The sequence below is a fragment of the Ottowia sp. VDI28 genome (assembly GCF_049532675.1).
Lineage (GTDB): Bacteria > Pseudomonadota > Gammaproteobacteria > Burkholderiales > Burkholderiaceae_C > Ottowia.
This window is the reverse complement of sequence record NZ_CP149820.1, coordinates 3,832,607-3,850,780: the sequence shown is the minus strand read 5'-3', so window position 1 is coordinate 3,850,780 and position 18,174 is coordinate 3,832,607. Positions and strand designations below refer to the sequence as shown.

General features: G+C 58.1%; 16 protein-coding genes and 1 pseudogene. 5 read left to right on the top strand and 12 right to left on the bottom strand.

Going from position 1 to position 18,174, the window contains the following annotated elements; translation table 11 throughout:
* Positions 1–22 precede the first annotated feature (22 nt).
* The 5 genes and pseudogenes from WJU18_RS18265 to prpB all read right to left on the bottom strand — a co-directional run bounded on the left by WJU18_RS18265 (position 23) and on the right by prpB (position 3,997).
* On the bottom strand, positions 23–430 hold the full coding sequence (locus WJU18_RS18265) for a 5-carboxymethyl-2-hydroxymuconate isomerase (RefSeq protein ID WP_423454545.1): 408 nt from the start codon (positions 428–430) through the stop codon (positions 23–25).
* A 21-nt stretch (positions 431–451) separates the two neighbouring features.
* Positions 452–1,212, bottom strand: a pseudogene (locus WJU18_RS18260) (fumarylacetoacetate hydrolase family protein).
* A complete protein-coding gene (locus tag WJU18_RS18255; RefSeq protein WP_423454544.1) occupies positions 1,209–1,994 on the bottom strand; it encodes a fumarylacetoacetate hydrolase family protein in 786 nt (261 codons plus the stop codon). The pseudogene WJU18_RS18260 and the gene WJU18_RS18255 overlap by 4 nt, the downstream one beginning before the upstream one ends.
* A 68-nt stretch (positions 1,995–2,062) precedes the next feature.
* Complete coding sequence (locus tag WJU18_RS18250; protein ID WP_423454542.1) at positions 2,063–3,055, bottom strand: Bug family tripartite tricarboxylate transporter substrate binding protein; 993 nt, start codon at positions 3,053–3,055, stop codon at positions 2,063–2,065.
* 24 nt (positions 3,056–3,079) lie between these two features.
* Positions 3,080–3,997, bottom strand: coding sequence for a methylisocitrate lyase (gene prpB, locus WJU18_RS18245; RefSeq protein ID WP_423454540.1), 918 nt, complete (start codon positions 3,995–3,997; stop codon positions 3,080–3,082).
* Positions 3,998–4,142: 145 nt separating this feature from the next.
* Between prpB and WJU18_RS18240 the strand changes: the two genes are divergently transcribed.
* Positions 4,143–4,904: an IclR family transcriptional regulator gene (locus WJU18_RS18240; protein WP_423454538.1), complete on the top strand. Its 762-nt coding sequence runs from the start codon at positions 4,143–4,145 to the stop codon at positions 4,902–4,904.
* Positions 4,905–4,920: 16 nt separating this feature from the next.
* On the opposite strand, the gene nth is transcribed toward WJU18_RS18240, so the two are convergent.
* Positions 4,921–5,559: an endonuclease III gene (gene nth / locus WJU18_RS18235; RefSeq protein ID WP_423454536.1), complete on the bottom strand. Its 639-nt coding sequence runs from the start codon at positions 5,557–5,559 to the stop codon at positions 4,921–4,923.
* Positions 5,560–5,654: 95 nt separating this feature from the next.
* On the opposite strand from nth, the gene WJU18_RS18230 reads away from it, so the two are divergent.
* Positions 5,655–6,845 (top strand): PLP-dependent aminotransferase family protein, encoded by a 1,191-nt coding sequence (locus WJU18_RS18230; RefSeq protein WP_423461034.1) that lies wholly within the window; start codon positions 5,655–5,657, stop codon positions 6,843–6,845.
* Between the two features lie 7 nt (positions 6,846–6,852).
* Here the strand turns inward: WJU18_RS18230 and WJU18_RS18225 are convergent, their stop codons facing one another.
* The 6 genes from WJU18_RS18225 to WJU18_RS18200 form a co-directional block, all read right to left on the bottom strand.
* Positions 6,853–8,061 (bottom strand): glycosyl transferase, encoded by a 1,209-nt coding sequence (locus WJU18_RS18225; RefSeq protein WP_423454534.1) that lies wholly within the window; start codon positions 8,059–8,061, stop codon positions 6,853–6,855.
* Positions 8,061–9,155: a non-hydrolyzing UDP-N-acetylglucosamine 2-epimerase gene (wecB, locus tag WJU18_RS18220; RefSeq protein WP_423454533.1), complete on the bottom strand. Its 1,095-nt coding sequence runs from the start codon at positions 9,153–9,155 to the stop codon at positions 8,061–8,063. The genes WJU18_RS18225 and wecB overlap by 1 nt, the downstream gene beginning before the upstream one ends.
* A gap of 37 nt (positions 9,156–9,192) precedes the next feature.
* Positions 9,193–13,203 carry a glycosyltransferase gene (locus tag WJU18_RS18215; protein ID WP_423454531.1) on the bottom strand — a complete coding sequence of 1,337 codons (4,011 nt, stop codon included), beginning with the start codon at positions 13,201–13,203 and terminating at the stop codon, positions 9,193–9,195.
* Between the two features lie 95 nt (positions 13,204–13,298).
* Positions 13,299–13,967: a class I SAM-dependent methyltransferase gene (locus tag WJU18_RS18210; RefSeq protein ID WP_423454529.1), complete on the bottom strand. Its 669-nt coding sequence runs from the start codon at positions 13,965–13,967 to the stop codon at positions 13,299–13,301.
* A 9-nt stretch (positions 13,968–13,976) separates the two neighbouring features.
* Positions 13,977–15,365, bottom strand: a complete 1,389-nt coding sequence (locus WJU18_RS18205; RefSeq protein WP_423454527.1) for an ABC transporter ATP-binding protein — start codon at positions 15,363–15,365, stop codon at positions 13,977–13,979.
* Complete coding sequence (locus WJU18_RS18200) at positions 15,355–16,128, bottom strand: ABC transporter permease (RefSeq protein ID WP_423454525.1); 774 nt, start codon at positions 16,126–16,128, stop codon at positions 15,355–15,357. Before WJU18_RS18200 ends, WJU18_RS18205 begins: the two co-directional genes overlap by 11 nt.
* A 143-nt stretch (positions 16,129–16,271) precedes the next feature.
* Here WJU18_RS18200 and galE point away from each other — a divergent pair, with 143 nt between their 5' ends.
* The 3 genes from galE to trxC are packed head-to-tail and all read left to right on the top strand — an operon-like array spanning position 16,272 to position 18,158.
* Positions 16,272–17,300: a UDP-glucose 4-epimerase GalE gene (gene galE, locus WJU18_RS18195; RefSeq protein WP_423454523.1), complete on the top strand. Its 1,029-nt coding sequence runs from the start codon at positions 16,272–16,274 to the stop codon at positions 17,298–17,300.
* 40 nt (positions 17,301–17,340) lie between these two features.
* Positions 17,341–17,679, top strand: a complete 339-nt coding sequence (locus WJU18_RS18190) for a hypothetical protein (RefSeq protein ID WP_423454521.1) — start codon at positions 17,341–17,343, stop codon at positions 17,677–17,679.
* Positions 17,680–17,708: 29 nt separating this feature from the next.
* Complete coding sequence (gene trxC, locus WJU18_RS18185; RefSeq protein WP_423454519.1) at positions 17,709–18,158, top strand: thioredoxin TrxC; 450 nt, start codon at positions 17,709–17,711, stop codon at positions 18,156–18,158.
* The last annotated feature ends 16 nt before the right edge of the window (positions 18,159–18,174 follow it).

Below are 18,174 nucleotides of genomic sequence, written 5' to 3'. Positions count from 1 at the left end.
CCTGAGCCGAACACCGTTGGCGTCAGCTTCGTGTGAAAAGCGGATGCAGGCTACTGTGCTTGGCGTCGAATACCTGGCCAGGACTTTCGTCGATTTGCAGCGTCACGCCCACGGGGCGCTGGGCGAGGAGTGGGTCGAGGTGCCGGCGCAAGGCGGCAAGCAAGGCATCGCCTACGCTCTTGTGTACGGCTCCACTGCGGCCGGTGCCCATGCGCAGGTTGGCATAGACGAATCCATAGTTCCCACGGCCATCGGCCACGGCTGCATGGGCCGCGGGATAGGCCAACACACGTGTGCCGCCGGTAGGAAACACTTGCCGGTCTGCTTCGTCGCGCAGCGATAGCATGGTGTCGGCCAGTTCTCGGCACAGCGAGGGTACGTTGGCATTCAACTCGATGTCGGGCGTGTAGAGAAGTACGAGATGAGGCATGAAAATAAGTCCGTCGTGGTTTCAACGCCCAAAGCGGCGATCGTCGGCGATGGTATTGACCAGTTGGCCAACGCCCTCGATTTCGGTAACCACCTGGTCGCCAGGCTTGACGTCCACGATCCCGTCGGGCGTGCCTGTAAGAATGATGTCTCCGGGCGAGAGCGTCATGAAACTGCTGAGATATTCAATCAGGCCAGCCACATCCAGAATCATGTCCCGAGTGTGGCCTTGCTGCGTTATCTCGCCATTGACTCGGGTGGAGAGCGCGAGTGCTTGCGGGTCCGGGATATCGGCCGCGTCCACGAACCAGGGGCCCAGGGCTGTGCAACCGTCGCGGTTCTTGGCGCGTAGGTTGGGGCGGTACCAGTTCTCGATGTAGTCGCGAATCACATAGTCATTGGCGACGGAGTAGCCCGCGACGTAATCGAGCGCATGCTCGCGAGAAATCCGGCGCGCACTGCGGCCAATGATTACCGCAAGCTCACATTCGTAGTGCATGAAAGTGGCGTCTTCCGGGCGGCGCGTGTCACCCAGATGTCCGATCAGCGTACCCGGACCTTTGAGAAAAGCCAGCGGTTCATCCTGGCGGGCATTGAAAGCAAGCTCCTTGGCGTGTTCGGCATAGTTCAGGCCCAGCGCAATGATGGTGCCTGGCTCAACGGGGGTAGCCATACGACCTCTTCATGCCCCAGTATCCGGCCGTCAGCCAGACGCAATTGCTCCTTGTCCCAGGGAGTGGCGGTGTGGAGGGCCCCCGCATAGGCAACACGTGCGGTTTTCATGCCGGCACCCCTTTCAAAGCTTGCTCAGCGACAAGCGGGTTTTCAAGCTGGCCTATTCCTTCGATCTCTATGGCCACGCGCTGGCCTGCGCGAGCCAGGGGGGCGTCAAAACCGCCAAAAGGCACTCCGGTCAAAAGCAGATCACCAGGCTGAAGTGTCATGAAGTCGCTGATTTCAGCGATGAGCCGAGCGAGAGGGCGCACAAAGCCGTGTGTTGAACTGTCGAGCATGAGGGCTCCATCGATCCATGTGCGCACCTTCAAGTTGTCCGGATGCGGTGACTGTGCGGCTGGGCGTATCCAGGGGCCGACAGGACAGAAACTGTCGCGGATTCGATGGCGAATCGACGGGCGATAGAAGTTGTCATGCGGCACCGTCACATCGTTGACCACCGTGTAGCCGGCAACCACATCGAGTGCGTCTTCTTCGCGCACTCGGCAAGCTGTGCGGCCAATCATCGCGCCAAGCGCCGCTCCCATGAGAAGCGCTGGTGCGTCGGCCGGCACCAGGATTGGTGAGCCGTGTCCGACCAGGGTATTGCGCGGTTTTACATAGAGTACCGGTGCCTTGGGAGGTGTCTTGTAGGGCGGCTGATGAGCTTGCTCACCAAGCGCGGCCAGCGCCTTGGGGTCATTGTGAAGCACCCCATACACCGTGCCGCTGACCGGCACGCCGGCATGCTCGCCTGCGGCCAGCCGGGTCAGGGCCTCCATCCGTGGAATAAAGCCCGCCAAGGGGCGGCCGATGGGTTGCCATCGCACATCGTCGAAATCTGGGCTCATTGGAAACTCTAAAAGCGGGATACGGGAATGGGTTGGCGGCGGGGATCTGAATCCCCGTGCTCATGCACTCACTCTCTCTGGAGATTGGTCTGGCGAATCACACCAGACCAGCGATCGGTTTCGCTGCGCATGAAGGCGGCGAACTCAAGTCCGCTGCGGCTGCCGGCGGGTTCGACCCCTGTGCCTTCGAAGCGCGTGAGCAAGCTTTTCGACTGCAATGCCTTGTTGATCACAGTGTTGAGCTTGTTCACGATCTCCGCCGGCGTGCCGCGTGGAGCGGCGACACCGTACCAGCCAGTGACATCGAAGTTGTTGAACCCTTGCTCGGCCACCGTGGGTACTTGCGGGAGTGGCGGATAGCGGTCGGCGCTTGTGACCGCCAGGGCGCGGAGCTTGCCTGCCTTGAGGTGCGGCAATACCGATACCGGGCTGGACACCATGACCGGAACGCGGCCGGACAGTACATCGGCGATGGCTTCTCCTGAGCCCTTGTAGGGGACGTTCGAAATATCGATGCCCACCGTACTCTTGAACAACTCCCCTGCGAGAAAAGCAGCTGCCGCTCCTGTGGCATAGTTGAGCCGGCCAGGGTTTTGCCGCGCATGCTCCACGAAGTGATGGAGAGTGCGCGCTTCCAACGAGGGGTGTACCACCAGCACGTAAGGTTGGCGCGACACCAGGGATACCGCCTCGAAATCTGTTGGCGTGTAGGTTGCCGCCTTGAAGAGCGAGGGGTTCATGGCCATGGTGGCTTCGATCGTGAAGATCAGCGTATAGCCATCGGGCGCGGCGCGCAGGCCTTGCAAGGTCCCCACAATGCCGTTGGCGCCCGCCTTGTTGTCAATGATGATGCTGGTGCCGAGTACACCAGCCATCTCTTGCGCCAGGACGCGCGCCACGACGTCGGTGCCGCCACCGGGGGCGAAGGGTACGATCAGCCGGATCGGCCGGTTCGGGTAGTTGTCTTGCGCCAGGACGCTGGGCGCTTCGGTCAATAGGGTGCCGCCTAGCGCGGCTATCAACAGGTGGCGGCGCGAGTGCCGCGAGCGGTCGCATGTCACAGCTTGTCTCCTGAGATCGCGTGCTTAATTCTGATGAGCCGTGCGCGAGAAGAGTTGATCGATCTTCTGCTCATACGCGTGATAGTCCAGAAACTGGTAGAGCTCGTCACGCTTTTGCATGATGTCCAGCACGTTTTTCTGCGTGCCTTCGTGGCGGATGGCGTTGTAGACCTTGAGCGCGGCCGCATTCATCGCTCGTGCGGCAGACAGGGGGTAGAGTGCCGCTCCCACTCCGGCGTCCGCCAGTTCCTGGGTGGTGAAATTGGGGGTTTTCGAGAACTCCGTGATGTTGGCCAGTACCGCATCAGTTCGGCCTAGCCGCTCGGCGAAGGCTCGATACTCTTCCAGCGTGGTACATGCTTCCGCAAAGATCATGTCTGCACCTGCCTCCATATAGGCGGAGGCCCTGTCAAGGGTACTGTTCAGCCCCTCGATGGCCAATGCGTCGGTGCGGGCGACGATGACGAAGTTCGGGTCAGTGCGCGCGTCGACTGCCGCTTTGAGGCGGTCGAGCATTTCGTCTCGGCTGACGATGTCCTTTCCGGGGCGGTGGCCGCAACGCTTGAGCTGAACCTGGTCTTCCATGTGAAGAGCTGCCGCGCCATCGCGAATCAACCCTTTCATCATGCGCGCAATGGTAAAGGCTCCGCCGAAGCCCGTGTCGACATCCACCAGCACCGGCAGGTCTACCGAATCCGTAATGCGCCGCAGGTCTTCCAGCACGTCACCGAGGTGAGTGATGCCCAGGTCGGGAAGGCCGTGCGAATAGTTGGCTACGCCGGCACCAGCCAGGTAGAGCGCTTTGAAACCCAACGTTTTGGCCATCATGGCCGTATATGGATTGAGGGTGCCTACGATCTGCAGCGGCCGTTCTTCGCGTAAGGCTTGACGGAAGCGAGCGCCGGGCGAAAGGGTTTCAACGGAGTTTTGAAGTGATTGCATTAAGCTTCCAATTTATCCATAATATGGACTGTTGATTGATTGATATTGAATAAGAACTCTTGCAGGGGTTGTGGAATTGTTCAGCAAATTCACTGGGGAAAACACTAAGAAAAACCCCTATTGGTAGTCCATAATATGGAGTTTTATGACTGGAACGCAAAGCCTTGAGCGTGCAATGCTGCTGCTGCGCCTGATCGCTCACCACCATCGCGAGGGCGCACGGCTGGCGGAGCTGACCCGAGCGGCGGGCCTTGCCCAACCCACCGTGCACCGCATCGTCATGAGTCTTGTGGCGGAGGGGCTGGTGTCACAGCATCCCCAGAGCCGCCGTTATCAATTGGGCCAAGTGCTGGCCGACATGGGCCTGACAGCAGCGATGCGCTATGACTCGCTGGACCTCTATCGCTCGTGCGTCGCGCGGTTGGCCGGCTATAGCGAAGACACTGCGTTCATGTCCAAGCGCAGCGGCATGGATTTGATCTGCGTGGAGCGGCGGGCCGGAGCGCATCCGGCCAAAGCTTTCGTGCTTGATGTGGGGGTGCGTAGACCACTGGGCGTGGGAGCCAGCGGCATGGCCATTCTTTCCACCTTCGTACCAGAGGAGGCCAGAAGCGTGCTGGAGGCCAATGCGCGGGCAATCGCGCAGTTCGAGTCATGGACGACAAAGGAGGCGATGGCGCTTCTGACGGTGCATGCAAGTCAGGGTTATGTGCTGCGGGATCACACGGACACTGATGTACGCACCGTCGCCGTTCCGGTGCGAGGCCTTGAAGGCACTGGCATAGCCACTTTCAGTATCTCGACTTTCCGTGAACGCATGCCCATGGAGCGTGTTCCAGAAATAGTCGGAATGCTCAAGCGTGAGGCCGCATGGGTGGAGAACCTGGAGAAAAATGGCTCACCCTGAAGCGGCAAGCGCGTTTTCAGGGTGCCGGCGTCTTGGGCGTGAAATCACACTCCGCGGCCGCCACACAGCGCCAGCACTGCGGCTTGCGCGCCAGGCAAACGTAGCGCCCCAGCAGAATCAACCAATGGTGCGCGTGATCCATGTACTTGGCCGGTACCCGGTCAAGCAGCTTCAGCTCCACCTCCAGCGGCGTCTTGCCAGGTGCAAGGCCCGTTCGGTTGCCGATGCGGAAAATATGCGTGTCCACCGCCATGGTCGGTTCGCCGAAGGCCACATTCAGCACCACGTTGGCTGTCTTGCGGCCGACTCCTGGCAGGGCTTCCAGTTCTGCGCGCGTACGAGGTACTTCACCGCCATGGCGTTCGATCAGCATGCGGCAAGTTTCCAGCAGATGCTTGGCCTTGCTGCGGTAAAGGCCGATGGTCTTGATATAGCTTTCCAACCCGTCCTGGCCCAGCGCCAGAATGGCCTGCGGCGTGTTCGCCACCGGGAAAAGCAGCCGCGTGGCCTTGTTCACGCTGACATCCGTGGCCTGCGCCGACAGCAGCACGGCCGTCAGTAGCTCGAACGCGCTGGTGAATTCCAGCTCGCTCTGGGGCTGGGGGTTGGCGGCTTGCAAGGCGGCAAAAAAGCGGTCGATCTGGCTTGAATTCATCGTGGCTGGAATTGGACCTGAAAACGCATCCCTAATTGGAGACAATAGGGGCACCGCGAACAAAAAATCTCATTGCCATCATGCCTGATTCAGCACTGCCCCTAGCCAAGCGCCTCGACAACGTCGAAACCTCTGCCATTCGCGAGCTTTTCAAGCTGCTGGGCAAGCCGGGCATCATCAGTTTCGCGGGCGGTTTCCCTGACAGCGCAATGTTCGATGTGCCGGGCATCACCCAGGCCGTGAACAAGGCATTGGCGGAGGAGGCCGGCGGCGCGCTGCAATACGGTGCCACGGAAGGGTACGACCCGCTGCGTGCGCAACTGGCGGCTTTCATGGCGCAAAAAGGCGTGAAGAACATCGCCCCCGATCAACTCATTGTTACCACGGGCAGCCAGCAGGCCCTGGATCTGCTCGGCAAGACGCTGATCGATCCCGGCAGCAAGGTCATCGTGGAGGGGCCGACCTTCCTAGCCACGATTCAATGTTTCCGCCTCTATGGGGGTGATCTTGTGAGCGCCCCCATCGACGCCGATGGCGTGAAGGTGGACGAACTGGAAGAACTCATCAAGCAGCACAAACCCCGGTTTGTCTACCTGATCCCGACCTTCGGCAACCCGAGCGGCGCCATGCTGAGCCTGGAGCGACGCAAGCGCGTTCTGGAACTGGCCGTCAAGTACCAGACCCTGATCATCGAGGACGATCCCTACGGCGATCTTTATTTCGATGCCGCACCGCCACCCAGCCTGCTGGCGCTCAGCCACGAGGTACCGGGCAGCCGTGACTGGCTGGTGCATTGCGGCTCTCTCAGCAAGGTGCTGAGCCCTGGCCTGCGCGTGGGCTGGATGGTGGCTCCGGCCGAACTCCTGGCCAAGGCCGTGATGTGCAAGCAGTTCAGCGATGCGCACACCAGCACGTTCGCACAGGCCACAGCCGCGCAATACCTTGCAGGGGGCCACATGCCCGCCACGCTGGCTCGCGTCCGCCAGGTGTATGGCAAGCGTGCGCAAGCCATGTGCGATGCCTTGCGCAGCGACTTGGGCGACGCCATCGATTTCGTGACCCCACAGGGTGGCTTGTTCGTTTGGGCCCGGCTTACGGGCGCTGGCGGCAAGACCAAAGATGGTGCTCAGTTTGCTCGCCAGGCGATTGAGCAGGGAGTCGCCTTTGTGCCCGGTGCACCGTTCTTCTGCGCCAATCCAGACAACAGCACGCTCCGCCTGTCGTTCGCCACGGCCGACGAAGACCGCATTCGTGAAGGCATTGGCCGCTTGGGCAAGGCGCTATGAGTTTTTCCTAGACCGCACCCGCGCGTTCAGCACCAAGAACGAGAAAGTCATCTGCCACGGGAACACGGCGTAAGTTGCTCTTGAGCGTGTAAGTGGCCAGGTTGGCCGAATCAAAGCGCTGCTCCCAGGTGTTCTCCGCGGCGAACACGCTTGCGTCCTGCAGGCCTTGACGGGTGTTCAAGGCCTCTTCGGCCAGGGAAGCAATGTCTTCATAAGACTGGTTGATAAACACTCCTGGCGCATTGGCGCGGTGCCGCATCTCACCAAAATCGCTGGAAAGAATAGGCAGCGCCAGCGCACGATACTCGTAATATTTGATGGGATCGACCGAGCTTGTGAGCTTGTTCTTCTTGAACGGAATCAAGCCCACGTCAAACTCCGCCATCGCCCGCAATGCGGCGGGATGGTCGCAGGCAGGAAACATTTCCACGTTGTCAGGCAGTGCGCCCGCAGGCGCCTCGAAGACGGGGCCAATCAATCGGATCTCATCCTGAGGCCGCGCTTCGGCCAGGGCGCGCACCCAATCCCAGTCGAACCATGAGGCAATGGTGCCTACGTAGCCGAAGATTTTCCTGCGGGCTGCAGGCAGGCGTGGTTGCCGCGGCGGCGCGAGCCTCTCGCGCACCATCGTCTCATCCAGGCCATTGAGCACCAAGTGCACATTCGGATGATGGCGCGACCAACTGTGCTTGAGCTCGGTACTGGAGGCCCAGACCGCATCCACATCACGCACGATCTGCTGTTCGCGCCGTGCAAATGCAGCGCGCGACAGGCCTTCATAGAACGCAGGAAAATCATCCATCGCGTCATACAGCGAAGGGTATTCCGGATGGCGTTTGAGCAACTCCAGCGCAAGCACCGAAGGTTTGCCCACGACGATGTAGCCGTTGGATTGGGCCAGAAACTCCTCGACAGACTTCAGGACGTCCTGCCAGAGGGGCCGGTTCAGCAGCGCGGACCCCGGCAGAGGCTCTATCGGCAGTGCATCGGGCTTGAGAACCGTCAACCAGGAGGGCGTCTCCGCAGGCAAGGGTTGATTTTGCTGAACAGGCCGGTCCACCAGCCGCCGCAGATCTCCCAGGCGGGGCAGCCGCGTGGGATACGGTTCCACCCACTGCACGGGCTCGCCAATACGCTCATGAAACCAGCGGACGAATTTATGCGGCCTTTGGGCAAAGCTATCCCAAGGCAGCGGCGAAAGATAGACCAGTCCCATCAGGCAAAATCCTGGCGCAACGTCTCGACGATCCTGCGTGCGGCCTGACCATCCCCATACGGAGAAATGCCTCGTGCCATGGCGCGATAGGCGTCTTCATCATCGAGCAGGCGCTGCGCTTCCTGCACGATCGTCTTGTAGTTGGGGCCGACCAGCTTCACGACGCCCTGTTCCACGGCTTCGGGGCGTTCGGTTTCGTCGCGCAGCACCAGCACGGGCTTGCCCAGGGCGGGCGCTTCCTCTTGCACTCCTCCCGAGTCGGTCAGGATGATGTGGGCGCGCTTCATGGCGGCGATGAACGGCGCATAGTCCAGCGGCTCACAAAGCGTGAAGTTGGGCAGCATCGCCAGGAACTCATGGGCGACCTCCTTCACATTGGGATTCGGATGCACTGGATAGAGGAACTGCACATCCGGGTTCTGCTGGGCCAGCGTCTGCAATGCCAGGCAGATGCGGCGAAACGGCTCACCGAAGTTCTCGCGGCGGTGCGAGGTCACCAGCACCAGGCGCTTGTCCGGGTCGATTTCGATGCCCAGTTGCAGGTCTTTCGAGGCGCTCATCAACAGGGCGTCGATGACTGTATTGCCGGTCACGACGATGCCTGCATCTGGCACGCCTTCCTTGAGCAGGTTCTGCCTCGAGCCCTCGGTAGGCGCGAAGTGCCAGCGGGCAAGCTCGCCGGTGATCACCCGATTGGCTTCCTCAGGAAAGGGGTTCTGCATGTCCCAGGTGCGCAGACCGGCTTCCACGTGGCCTACCGGAATGCCGCGGTAGAAGCATGCCAGCGTCACGCTCATCACCGTCGTGGTGTCCCCTTGTACAAGCACCACATCGGGGGACTCTTTTTCCAGCACGGTATCCAACTCGAGCAGCAGCCGGGCCGTGAGGGTCGTGAGCGCCTGATTGGGGCGCATGATGTCCAGATCGATATCGGGCTCGATGCCGAAGAATTGATTCACCTGATCGAGCAGATCCCGGTGCTGGGCTGTAGCCAGCACACGGACCTCGGCCCAGGGCTCCTTCTTCAGAGCCAGGATGACAGGGGCCATCTTGATGGCTTCGGGGCGAGTGCCCATTGTGCAGAGTATTTTCAAGCCTGCTCCTAATGACGGTTTGCTTGATGTGGGTGGCCTAATGACAAAGTTCCCGATAGATACTCACCAGATCGGCGCAGTGCTTTTCGGGGCTGTAGTAATCGTTGATGTAGGCACTTGAGTCCTTCAGCGTGCCGCTGGCCAGGACCTGTGACATCACGGCGGCGAAATCCTGTGGGTCTTCTTTTCTGGCCAGGTGTACAAAGCCAGAATAGCCTCGAGCCTCGGAAAGTTGATTGAACTCCACCATGCCTGGCAGGTCGCTCGCCACCACAGGGATGTTCATCGCCAAGGCTTCAAGAATGGCTACGGGCAGACCTTCAATGCGAGATGGCACTACGAAGCATGCGAAGTCTTTCATTGCCTCCCAAGGTTCGCTGGTCGCCTCCCTGAAATCGACATCAAGCTCCAATTCGCTGGCAAGCTTGCGAAATTTGGGTAAATCGTCCCCGGCGCCATAGAAACGCACTCCGTGCTCAGGGAAACGGCTTTTCAACTGAGCCCAGGCATTCAGGAAGATGTCGATGCCTTTGGTGTCGTAGTAGCTGGTAATAGCCCCCACGAACCGGCCTTGCCGAGGTTGTGGTTTGAATCGGTCGATCGCGATCGGGTGGTCAACGACGCGGCAGGAACGGTTGCAGGCCTCGTGAACGTAGCGCGCAAGAAATGCCGAGTGCGTTACTAGCGCGGTGGGCACGGTTTTGTCGCTTTCTGCCGTATCGGTCCGGTGCACGAACTCAATGCAACGCTTTCCAGAGTCACGTAGCACATCAAGACACCAGTCCGGTAGCCAGTGGTAGAGGATCACGTCGTACTCCGCGACGACTCGCCTCAGCGCTTTCTGGTCATCCGCGCGCGTGTACTCGAACGGGCAGGTGTCCTTGCGATCATGTCCACCACAGACAACCACCGGTGCGTTCAGCCCTTTGGCCTCTTCCCGTATCAAGCTTTCCACACCTCCGTGAATGGCATTCCGCGTGAGAATCAACCACTTGTCCGATGGGGGAGCTTCGAGAGGCAGTGCGTTACCGCCTTGCTGTCTCTTCCAGGTATTGATAGCGCGATCCGTTACCCAACCGTAGTCGTGCAGCACGTCTGCCCAGCGCTCTCGCCAACGCTTGAGCTCGAAATGGTGTGCGGTTTCGTGGGCGCTTTTCTGAAGGCGTTCCCGCAGTTCGCGATCGACGATCAAGCGATTGATCGCCGCCGCAATGCTGCGTGCGTCCGGATCCACGAGCAGGCCGTTCATGCCGTCGTAGATGAGATCGGGCAATCCCCCAACGTTGGTCGACACCACTGCGCAGCCGACCGCAAGGGCCTCGATGCATGACAGGCTGGTGCCTTCACAGGCGATAGTTGGAATGACGGCAATATCCGCCTTCTGGTACCACTGCGGCATTTGGTCGAAATCGGCCACCGCGAAACTAGCCCGCTTATCGTTCCGGCAAACGTCTTGGACGATCTGCGTGTCCACAGGATCACCTTCGCCCAGCCAGATGATCTCTACATCGTGGGGAATAAGCGAAACGATTTCGCCAAAGATCCGTGAGCCCCGGTTGATCTGGCTGCGGCGCGGGAACAGGATTGTGAGGCGTTCCCGATCTCGCGATTCAGGCTGCGGAAAATATGAGGCAGCATCGTAGAAGTTGGGAATGAACCGCATGGTCGAAGCCAGTTCTGGCCAAAGACTGCGGATGACGCCGATCGAGTTTGTGTCCACGCTGACCACGCAACGGGGACTCGAGAATGCGGAGTGAAGCTGCTCGAACCATTCAGGGGTTCGAAAGATCGATTGAGGATAGTTGTTGTGATCGAACCAGATGCCGTGGCAAGTCATCAGCCCGTCTTCGCGCACCTTGCCGGAGGCGTACTCGGGTAGATGGTAGTAAACGTGATCGAAGTCTTGGGTCAGCGCGGTGAATTCGCTGCAAAGGCCATGGTGAAACTCGCCGATTGAATCGGCGGTGCGTAACAAGATGACCTTGAAACCATAGTATTCGCCTTCGCCCGGCGCTTTGAAGCTGGGTTGATAGAAGGTGACATCGAACGACAACTCCTTGAGCAACCGCGCCAACTCCAGCGCATAGCGCTCGCCGCCGCCGAACCTCGGGCGTCCGTCATGCCAGTCCAGGAGTTGATTGGTCAGAATGGCAACGCGGCGGGTGCCTTCAGGCCGCCGTACGCCAAAATAGGGAATGCGTTGGCTTGTGATCCTTGGTTGAATCAGCGCACTGAGGTTGGCCGCCAAGGGCGCCAACGTACGCGGTGTGCCAACTTGGGGGTTCTGGGCGAAGGCCAAAGGGGCGGGCATATACCCCCTATTTGGCATGGCAGGCGTTGCCGGGGTCCAACCGGTTATCTTCAGAAAATACTTCCTGAAGACCAGTTTGGTTTGATAGGAGACTGGAATTCGATGATAAGCACGCTTCGCATGGTTATAAAGCTTGCCGCGATCGCTGTCCGTCAAACCACCCCATTTGATGAAACGCGCTGCGGCGCGCATGGGGCGAGTGATTTTCCATGAGCGGCTGGCCAGTATCTGTGAAAGGTGCTCATAGTGGGTGTTTGCCGTCTCTGTAAGGTGACGCACATGGGCGCCGTGTTCCTCGACGATCCGATTCAATTCAGAGATATGTTCTTCTCTCTGAACAATGATTTGATTTAGATTGACAACCTGATCACCTACAGCGCCTTCGGTTTGATTCAGATGAACGATCAAACCTTCCTTGTGCGCGAGATTCTGTTGCAATTCTGCAATCTCGATATCTCTCTCTGAAAGCATTCTCTCCAGTGCGGTCTGTTGCTGGTTTTCAGCCGCCTTGATCTGACTGAGTTTGGTGAGTTGCTCTTGCTGGCTGGCAATGCCACTGCCCAAGCTGTGTACCTGCTTCTCGAGTGCAGATAGTGTCACGTTCAGCAAAGAGATTTGCTCTTCACGTTCGGACATGGCGCCCCTCAAATAACTCAATTCTTCATCGCGAGCCGCCAGCAACTTATTAAGATTTTTCAATTGCACGTCAAGCTCAGTTATCTGTTGATTGCAGATGGCAAGTTGTGCATCCCGCTCGGTAACGATGAGATTTATTGAATCAACCTTGCTCGTGTGTTCGGCTTTGGGTACCGTCAGTCTCAGCGTCTCCTGTTCCATGAAACGGTGGCGCTGTTGCTCAACGTGAAAGGCTGTGAAATATTGATTCCCGCGTTGGATGTGGTGCAGAAAATCAGAGAAATACTGAATTGAGGCTTTCAGCAATAATTTAGATAAATCTGGATCGCCAAAGACATTCTGCGATTGCTCTGCAACAGCTTCCGCAAATATCAAGCTGGGAACGCGAACATCCTTGACGAGCTCAACGTCCTGATAGCGTTCAGATAGTACTTGCCGAATCCGGTCAAATCTGCCTGGCAAGTTCGCCTTCGCCAACGCCGAGGCGAGATTCTTCAAAAGCCCCGGGCTGTACGAAGTGCTCAACCGCTGAGTGTGGAGGACGGTGAACAGTACAAATGCCCAGGCATCCTTGAAGCGCTGAACAGGGTCGTCAGTAAGATGGCCGAAATCTACCCAAGCGGCATTCGACGCGGTACGAATGGCATTGAATGGATAAGGATCCCCATGAGCAAGCCCCAGTTTTTCCAGCTCATCCAACCCCAGAGCAAGCTCGCTCATCCAGATACGCCATTGATCAAAAGGGACAGGCTCTCCTTTTGGGTCGTAGCCAGATTGGCCGATCATGCCGCGTACTTTTTTCCAGGCAGGTGTCGTGGCGGCATCCTCGAATTCCTGGCCATCGAGAATCTGAATTTCCGCCATGCAGTTGCATACTCGGTAAACCGGCATGAGTGCCGGCCGTCTGGTTCCGATCAGTTTTTCCCAGTTGTCTCTCGCCGCCGTATGTGTCTGCTGTACACCAAGAATATGCGTGTCTGGACGAGGTGAGCCTGCGAGTGGAACCAGCAGATGATCGTTTTCGAGAATAACCGTTAGGGCCGTAGCTTCTGTCTGGCCTGTGCGCACCACGCGCGCATGCTTATTGAGGTTGGCAAGCAAACATGTGTCCGAGCAATAGGAGATTTCAATGTCTCGCCCAATGGTGTACTCTGCTTTGCTCTTTTTTTATCGGCGATATTATTTAGTGGCATCAATTACCCCATATCCAGCGCAAAAAAGTCCCTCGGATATCCATTGGGCCCTACTGTGCGCCCGATATTTCTCATTTTTGGTATTTTTTCGCAATAACGCATCAGGAAATCAATGCCAAATCCTGGCTTGAAACCAGGTTCATCGGATGGGCATTCATAATATATGGAGCGCTGAGTGCGCCGGAATAATTCAGTCATCAATCTCCGGATGTCATCGTCTGAGTATCTTCTGCGCCCTGACATCGCATAGCCAGTTTCCCAGTGATGGGTCACGCTCAATAAGAGTATGCAATCCCAGGAACGTTTGTCCAGATGAATAAAATTGGCGAGATCTTGTTGGTAAAAATCAAATCCAGAAGAATTTATCTGGCTTTGTAGGTTTGAATACAACCCTTGTCCATCCACGTCTCCATTGTCAATTCCTACTACATGGCATCCAAGCGCTGAAAGCACCTTGGAGATCAATCCATTGTTACTCCCAACATCCAGGATCTTCAATCCATGCAAGGAGCCATGTTGAGCGTAAATATCTGCCGCAATGGCCAAGGCTCGATCAAGCCCTAAGCGCTCATACTGCTGGATACCAATCTTCTCTTCTATGGTCGACCAATCTTGGGCAGAGACAGCGTGAACAAGATCCGAAATGTTCAGTTCGGGAAGATATGTTGTCATTTTTTTAACTCAGCTGATGCTGATTTTTCCTGGAACATCAAATAGTAGAGGGACTATTCGTTCGCCCTGGTTGACAACACTGAAGCCTGCCGAAGAAAATGCTTTATCAACATACTCTCCTTGTACTGGCATTCGATAACCCAAATCAATCCTGTATCTGGCCCCGCTGGATAAGGGGCAAACGAATTCGAATTCCAAAAGACGCTTTTCTCCCGCCTTCATCGGTGGCACAAAAATGTTTTGGAAGAACGAGTTAATGGCAAACAGCTCGACTCCCTCGATGGTGGATACCACTAATCCCACTTCACCCTCATAAGGGCAGTCTTCTGCCGCATCGAGAGCCGCCTGGATGCATAGCGTTGCACCGGTTTCCACCACGATGGCTTCGTCGCCCCCAGCTAGCACTCGGCACTCGGTAAATTTGGCTTGCCCTGTTCCCACCCGATGCGAGACGCGGCGTTCAAATGGTGGTTGCATGCTGGAAACCAGCCGTGCCGCGCGGGATACTGCTGATTCAACCGTTGGAACCATGGACGCAGATAGCGTTTCAATCGTGGATTCCGGAACTATCCCCGCTGATGGCGCCGGTTGTTCTACAGCGGTACTCGTGGAATTCGATGCACTCGCGGAATTCGCCTCCAGCGATCCCAATACAAAATAGCGGTCCAACACCTTGCTGGCCAAGCCATCCATGATCAGCTCGCCATGGCTGAGCAGGATCGCGCGAGGGCAGAGCGCCTTGACGGTTGCTGCGGAATGCGAGACGAAGAGCACCGTCGTGCCGTTGTCCATCATCGAGCGGATGGCGGCATAACATTTGGCTTGAAAGAACTGATCGCCGACCGAAAGCGCCTCGTCCACGATCAGGATTTCCGGCTCCAGGTGAACCTGCACCGCAAAGGCCAGCCGCACGAACATCCCGCTGGAATAGGTTTTCACGGGCTGGTCGAGGTGCTCTCCGATATCGGCGAACTTCACGATGTCGGCGAACTTCTCATCCAGCCGCTCCTTGCCGATCCCCAGAATGGCTCCGTTCAGATAGACGTTCTCGCGCCCTGTGAACTCAGGATTGAAGCCGGAACCCAGCTCCAGCAGGGCGGCGATGCGCCCATGCGTTTCCACCAGGCCTTGCGTGGGCGAAAGCGTTCCGCAGATCAGTTGAAGCAGGGTGGATTTGCCGCTGCCGTTCCTGCCGACCACGCCCACGGCTTCTCCCTTCGTGATCTCGACGGAGATGTCCTTGAGTGCCCAGAACTCGCTGAAATATTGCCCCGGCGGCTGCAGCGCCAGCTTGCTCAGCTTCGGGATGATCATCTGCTTGAGCCTGTCGCGCGGCGTGTCGTAGATGTGATAGCACTTGCTCAGATTCTCGATCTTGATGGCCAGCTCAGACGACATCGGCAAACCCCTTACGCGTCTTCTGGAACCAGGCAAATCCCAGCCAGGCCACCACGAGTCCCAGCGCCATCTGTTTCATCCACGCAAGCCAATCGAGACCGGCACCCCACATCATCACGTTGCGGATCTGCTCGATGCTTTCCGTCAGCGGATTCAGATTCATCCAGCCTTGATATTCGTCCGGCAGAGCGGAAATCGGATAGAAGATCGGTGTGAGGTACATCAGCACCATGGTCAAGACCACGACGATCTGCCCGATATCGCGTAAAAACACGCCCAGCGAAGCCAGAAACCAGCCAAGCCCCAGTGAAAGCAGTGCCAAAGGCATCAGGGTCAGAGGTAAAAGGAAAACAGTGGCTGATGGCACACCCAGAAAAATCAGATGAAAAATCAGCCACACGAGCAGGCTGACAAGAAAATGAAAGCCCGCCGAGCCAAGGACAACGACGGGCAAAATTTCCAGAGGAAAGATTACTTTCTTGACATAATTCGCATTACCAAGAATCAAGGAAGGGCTGCGGTTGATGTTCTCGGCAAACAGGTTGAACGCCATCAGTCCTGAAAACAGGACCATGGCGAATTCCGTTTTTGACTCCGATGAGCTTGCCCAGCGGGCCTTGAACACCACACTGAACACGAAGGTATACACCGCCAGCATCAACACGGGGTTGAAGAACGACCACAGCAGACCCATCACCGAGCCGCGGTAGCGGCCAACGATCTCGCGCTTGATCAATCCCGCAAGCAACACCCTGTTGGTCACGAGCGAGTGCAGTAATTCCAGGGGAGATATCGAGCGATTCGCGTGAGGGTTCATTTTTTTGTTGGATACATTAACTAGCTTTTTCGTGCCAGCTTTGTAACCTTATACAGGGCCAAAGCGTGAGCAGAAGTGAAGATTTACAAATGCATGCACTTATTACCGGCGGCGCTGGCTATATCGGTTCACACACTTGTTTGTGTTTATTGGAAAATGGATGTAACGTCACGGTTATTGACAATTTTTGCAATAGTTTTCCAGAATCGTTGCGGCGGGTTCAGGAATTGGCCGGGCGCAGTTTACGCATTATTGAGGCGGATATTCGGGATGTCTCCGCGCTTGAAAATGTATTTTCAGGACCGCGAGTGGATGCGGTAATACATTTCGCGGGCCTGAAAGCAGTGGGCGAATCCGTGGCCAAGCCCATGCTGTATTACGACAACAATGTGGCGGGCACTCTGACCCTGCTGCAGGCCATGCAGCGGGCCGGGGTGAATACCTTGGTGTTTTCATCTTCCGCCACCGTCTATGGCGATCCCGCGCCTGAAGACCTTCCTTTGAAAGAGTCATCCCCCTGCGGCCAAACCCATAGCCCTTACGCCACCAGCAAATGGATGGTGGAGCGTTGCCTGGCGGATCTGCAAGCGGCCAACCCGGAGTGGAAGATCGCCCGGTTGCGCTATTTCAATCCGGTGGGGGCCCATCCCAGTGGCCGCATCGGCGAGAACCCCAGCGGTATCCCCAACAATCTCATGCCGTTCATCAGCCAGGTGGCTTCAGGCGCGCGCCCCATGCTCTCGATATTCGGCAACGATTACCCCACCCACGACGGCACCGGCGTGCGCGACTACCTCCACGTCATGGACCTTGCCGAGGGGCACGCCGCCACCTTGCAGTACCTGGCACGGCGGGAGGAGGGTGAATTGCTGACGCTGAACCTGGGCACCGGCCAAGGCTATTCCGTGTTGGACGTCGTCAAGGCCTTCGAGGCGGCCAGCGGCCAGGCCATTCCCTATCAGATCGCGGCGCGGCGCCCCGGAGACGTACCGGCCTATTTTGCGGACGTCTCCAAGGCCAAGGAGCTTCTACAGTGGGAGGCCGCGCGCAGCCTGCACGATATGTGCGCGGACACCTGGCAGTGGCAATCGCGGAATCCTCAGGGCTACCCAAGCTGACACCCCTTGCATTCATGCGGCCGGCCCCCAACTGCGCAGCATGAAAACATTGCAAACCCCCACCCAAACGACAGCCGTTCTGGCCCAGTTGCTGGAGCGGCTGGATGCAAGCCGCGTGCCGGTAGATGCGCACCAATACCGCACCGTGGTCGAGCGCCTGGCGCAAGCCTTGGCCGATACCGAGGTCGATTGGGGCTCGTTGCTGGCGCAAAGCCCTGCCGCGACTGAAATCTACGAGAACCTGCACTACGCCGAAGCCGGCCTGTGCCGTTCACCCCTGGAGGCGGCCACCACCGCTGAAGTAGCGGCCCGGGAGGCCATTGAACGCGCGCGCCAGCACAACGCGCCGGAAGCGCCCACTGACGCCTCACCCGTCTGATACCTGAGTTCACCAGGAGCCCAGCAGCCATGAGCGAGCCCTTGCATATTGTTTGCCCGCATTGCCATACCACCAACCGGGTGCAGGCAGACCAGTTGGCCAGCCATCCCGATTGCGGCAAATGCCATCAGCCGCTCTTTGCCGGCCAACCGGCCGCGCTTGACGATGCGGCCGCTTTCGACAAACACCTCACGCGCAGCCAGATCCCGCTGCTGGTCGATTTCTGGGCGCCCTGGTGCGGCCCCTGCCGCATGATGGCGCCGGCCTATGAGCAAGCGGCCGCGCAGTTGGAGCCGCACATTCGCGTCGCCAAGGTCAATACCGAAGCCGCGCAGGCGCTTGGTGCGCGCTTCAACATCCGCAGCATCCCCACGCTGGCGCTCTTTGTCGGCGGGCGGGAAGTGGCGCGGCAGTCGGGCGCCATGACCAATCCCAATCAGATCGCCCAGTGGGCGAGGTCGCACTTGCCCCAGGCTTGAGACGAAAGTAGGGCGC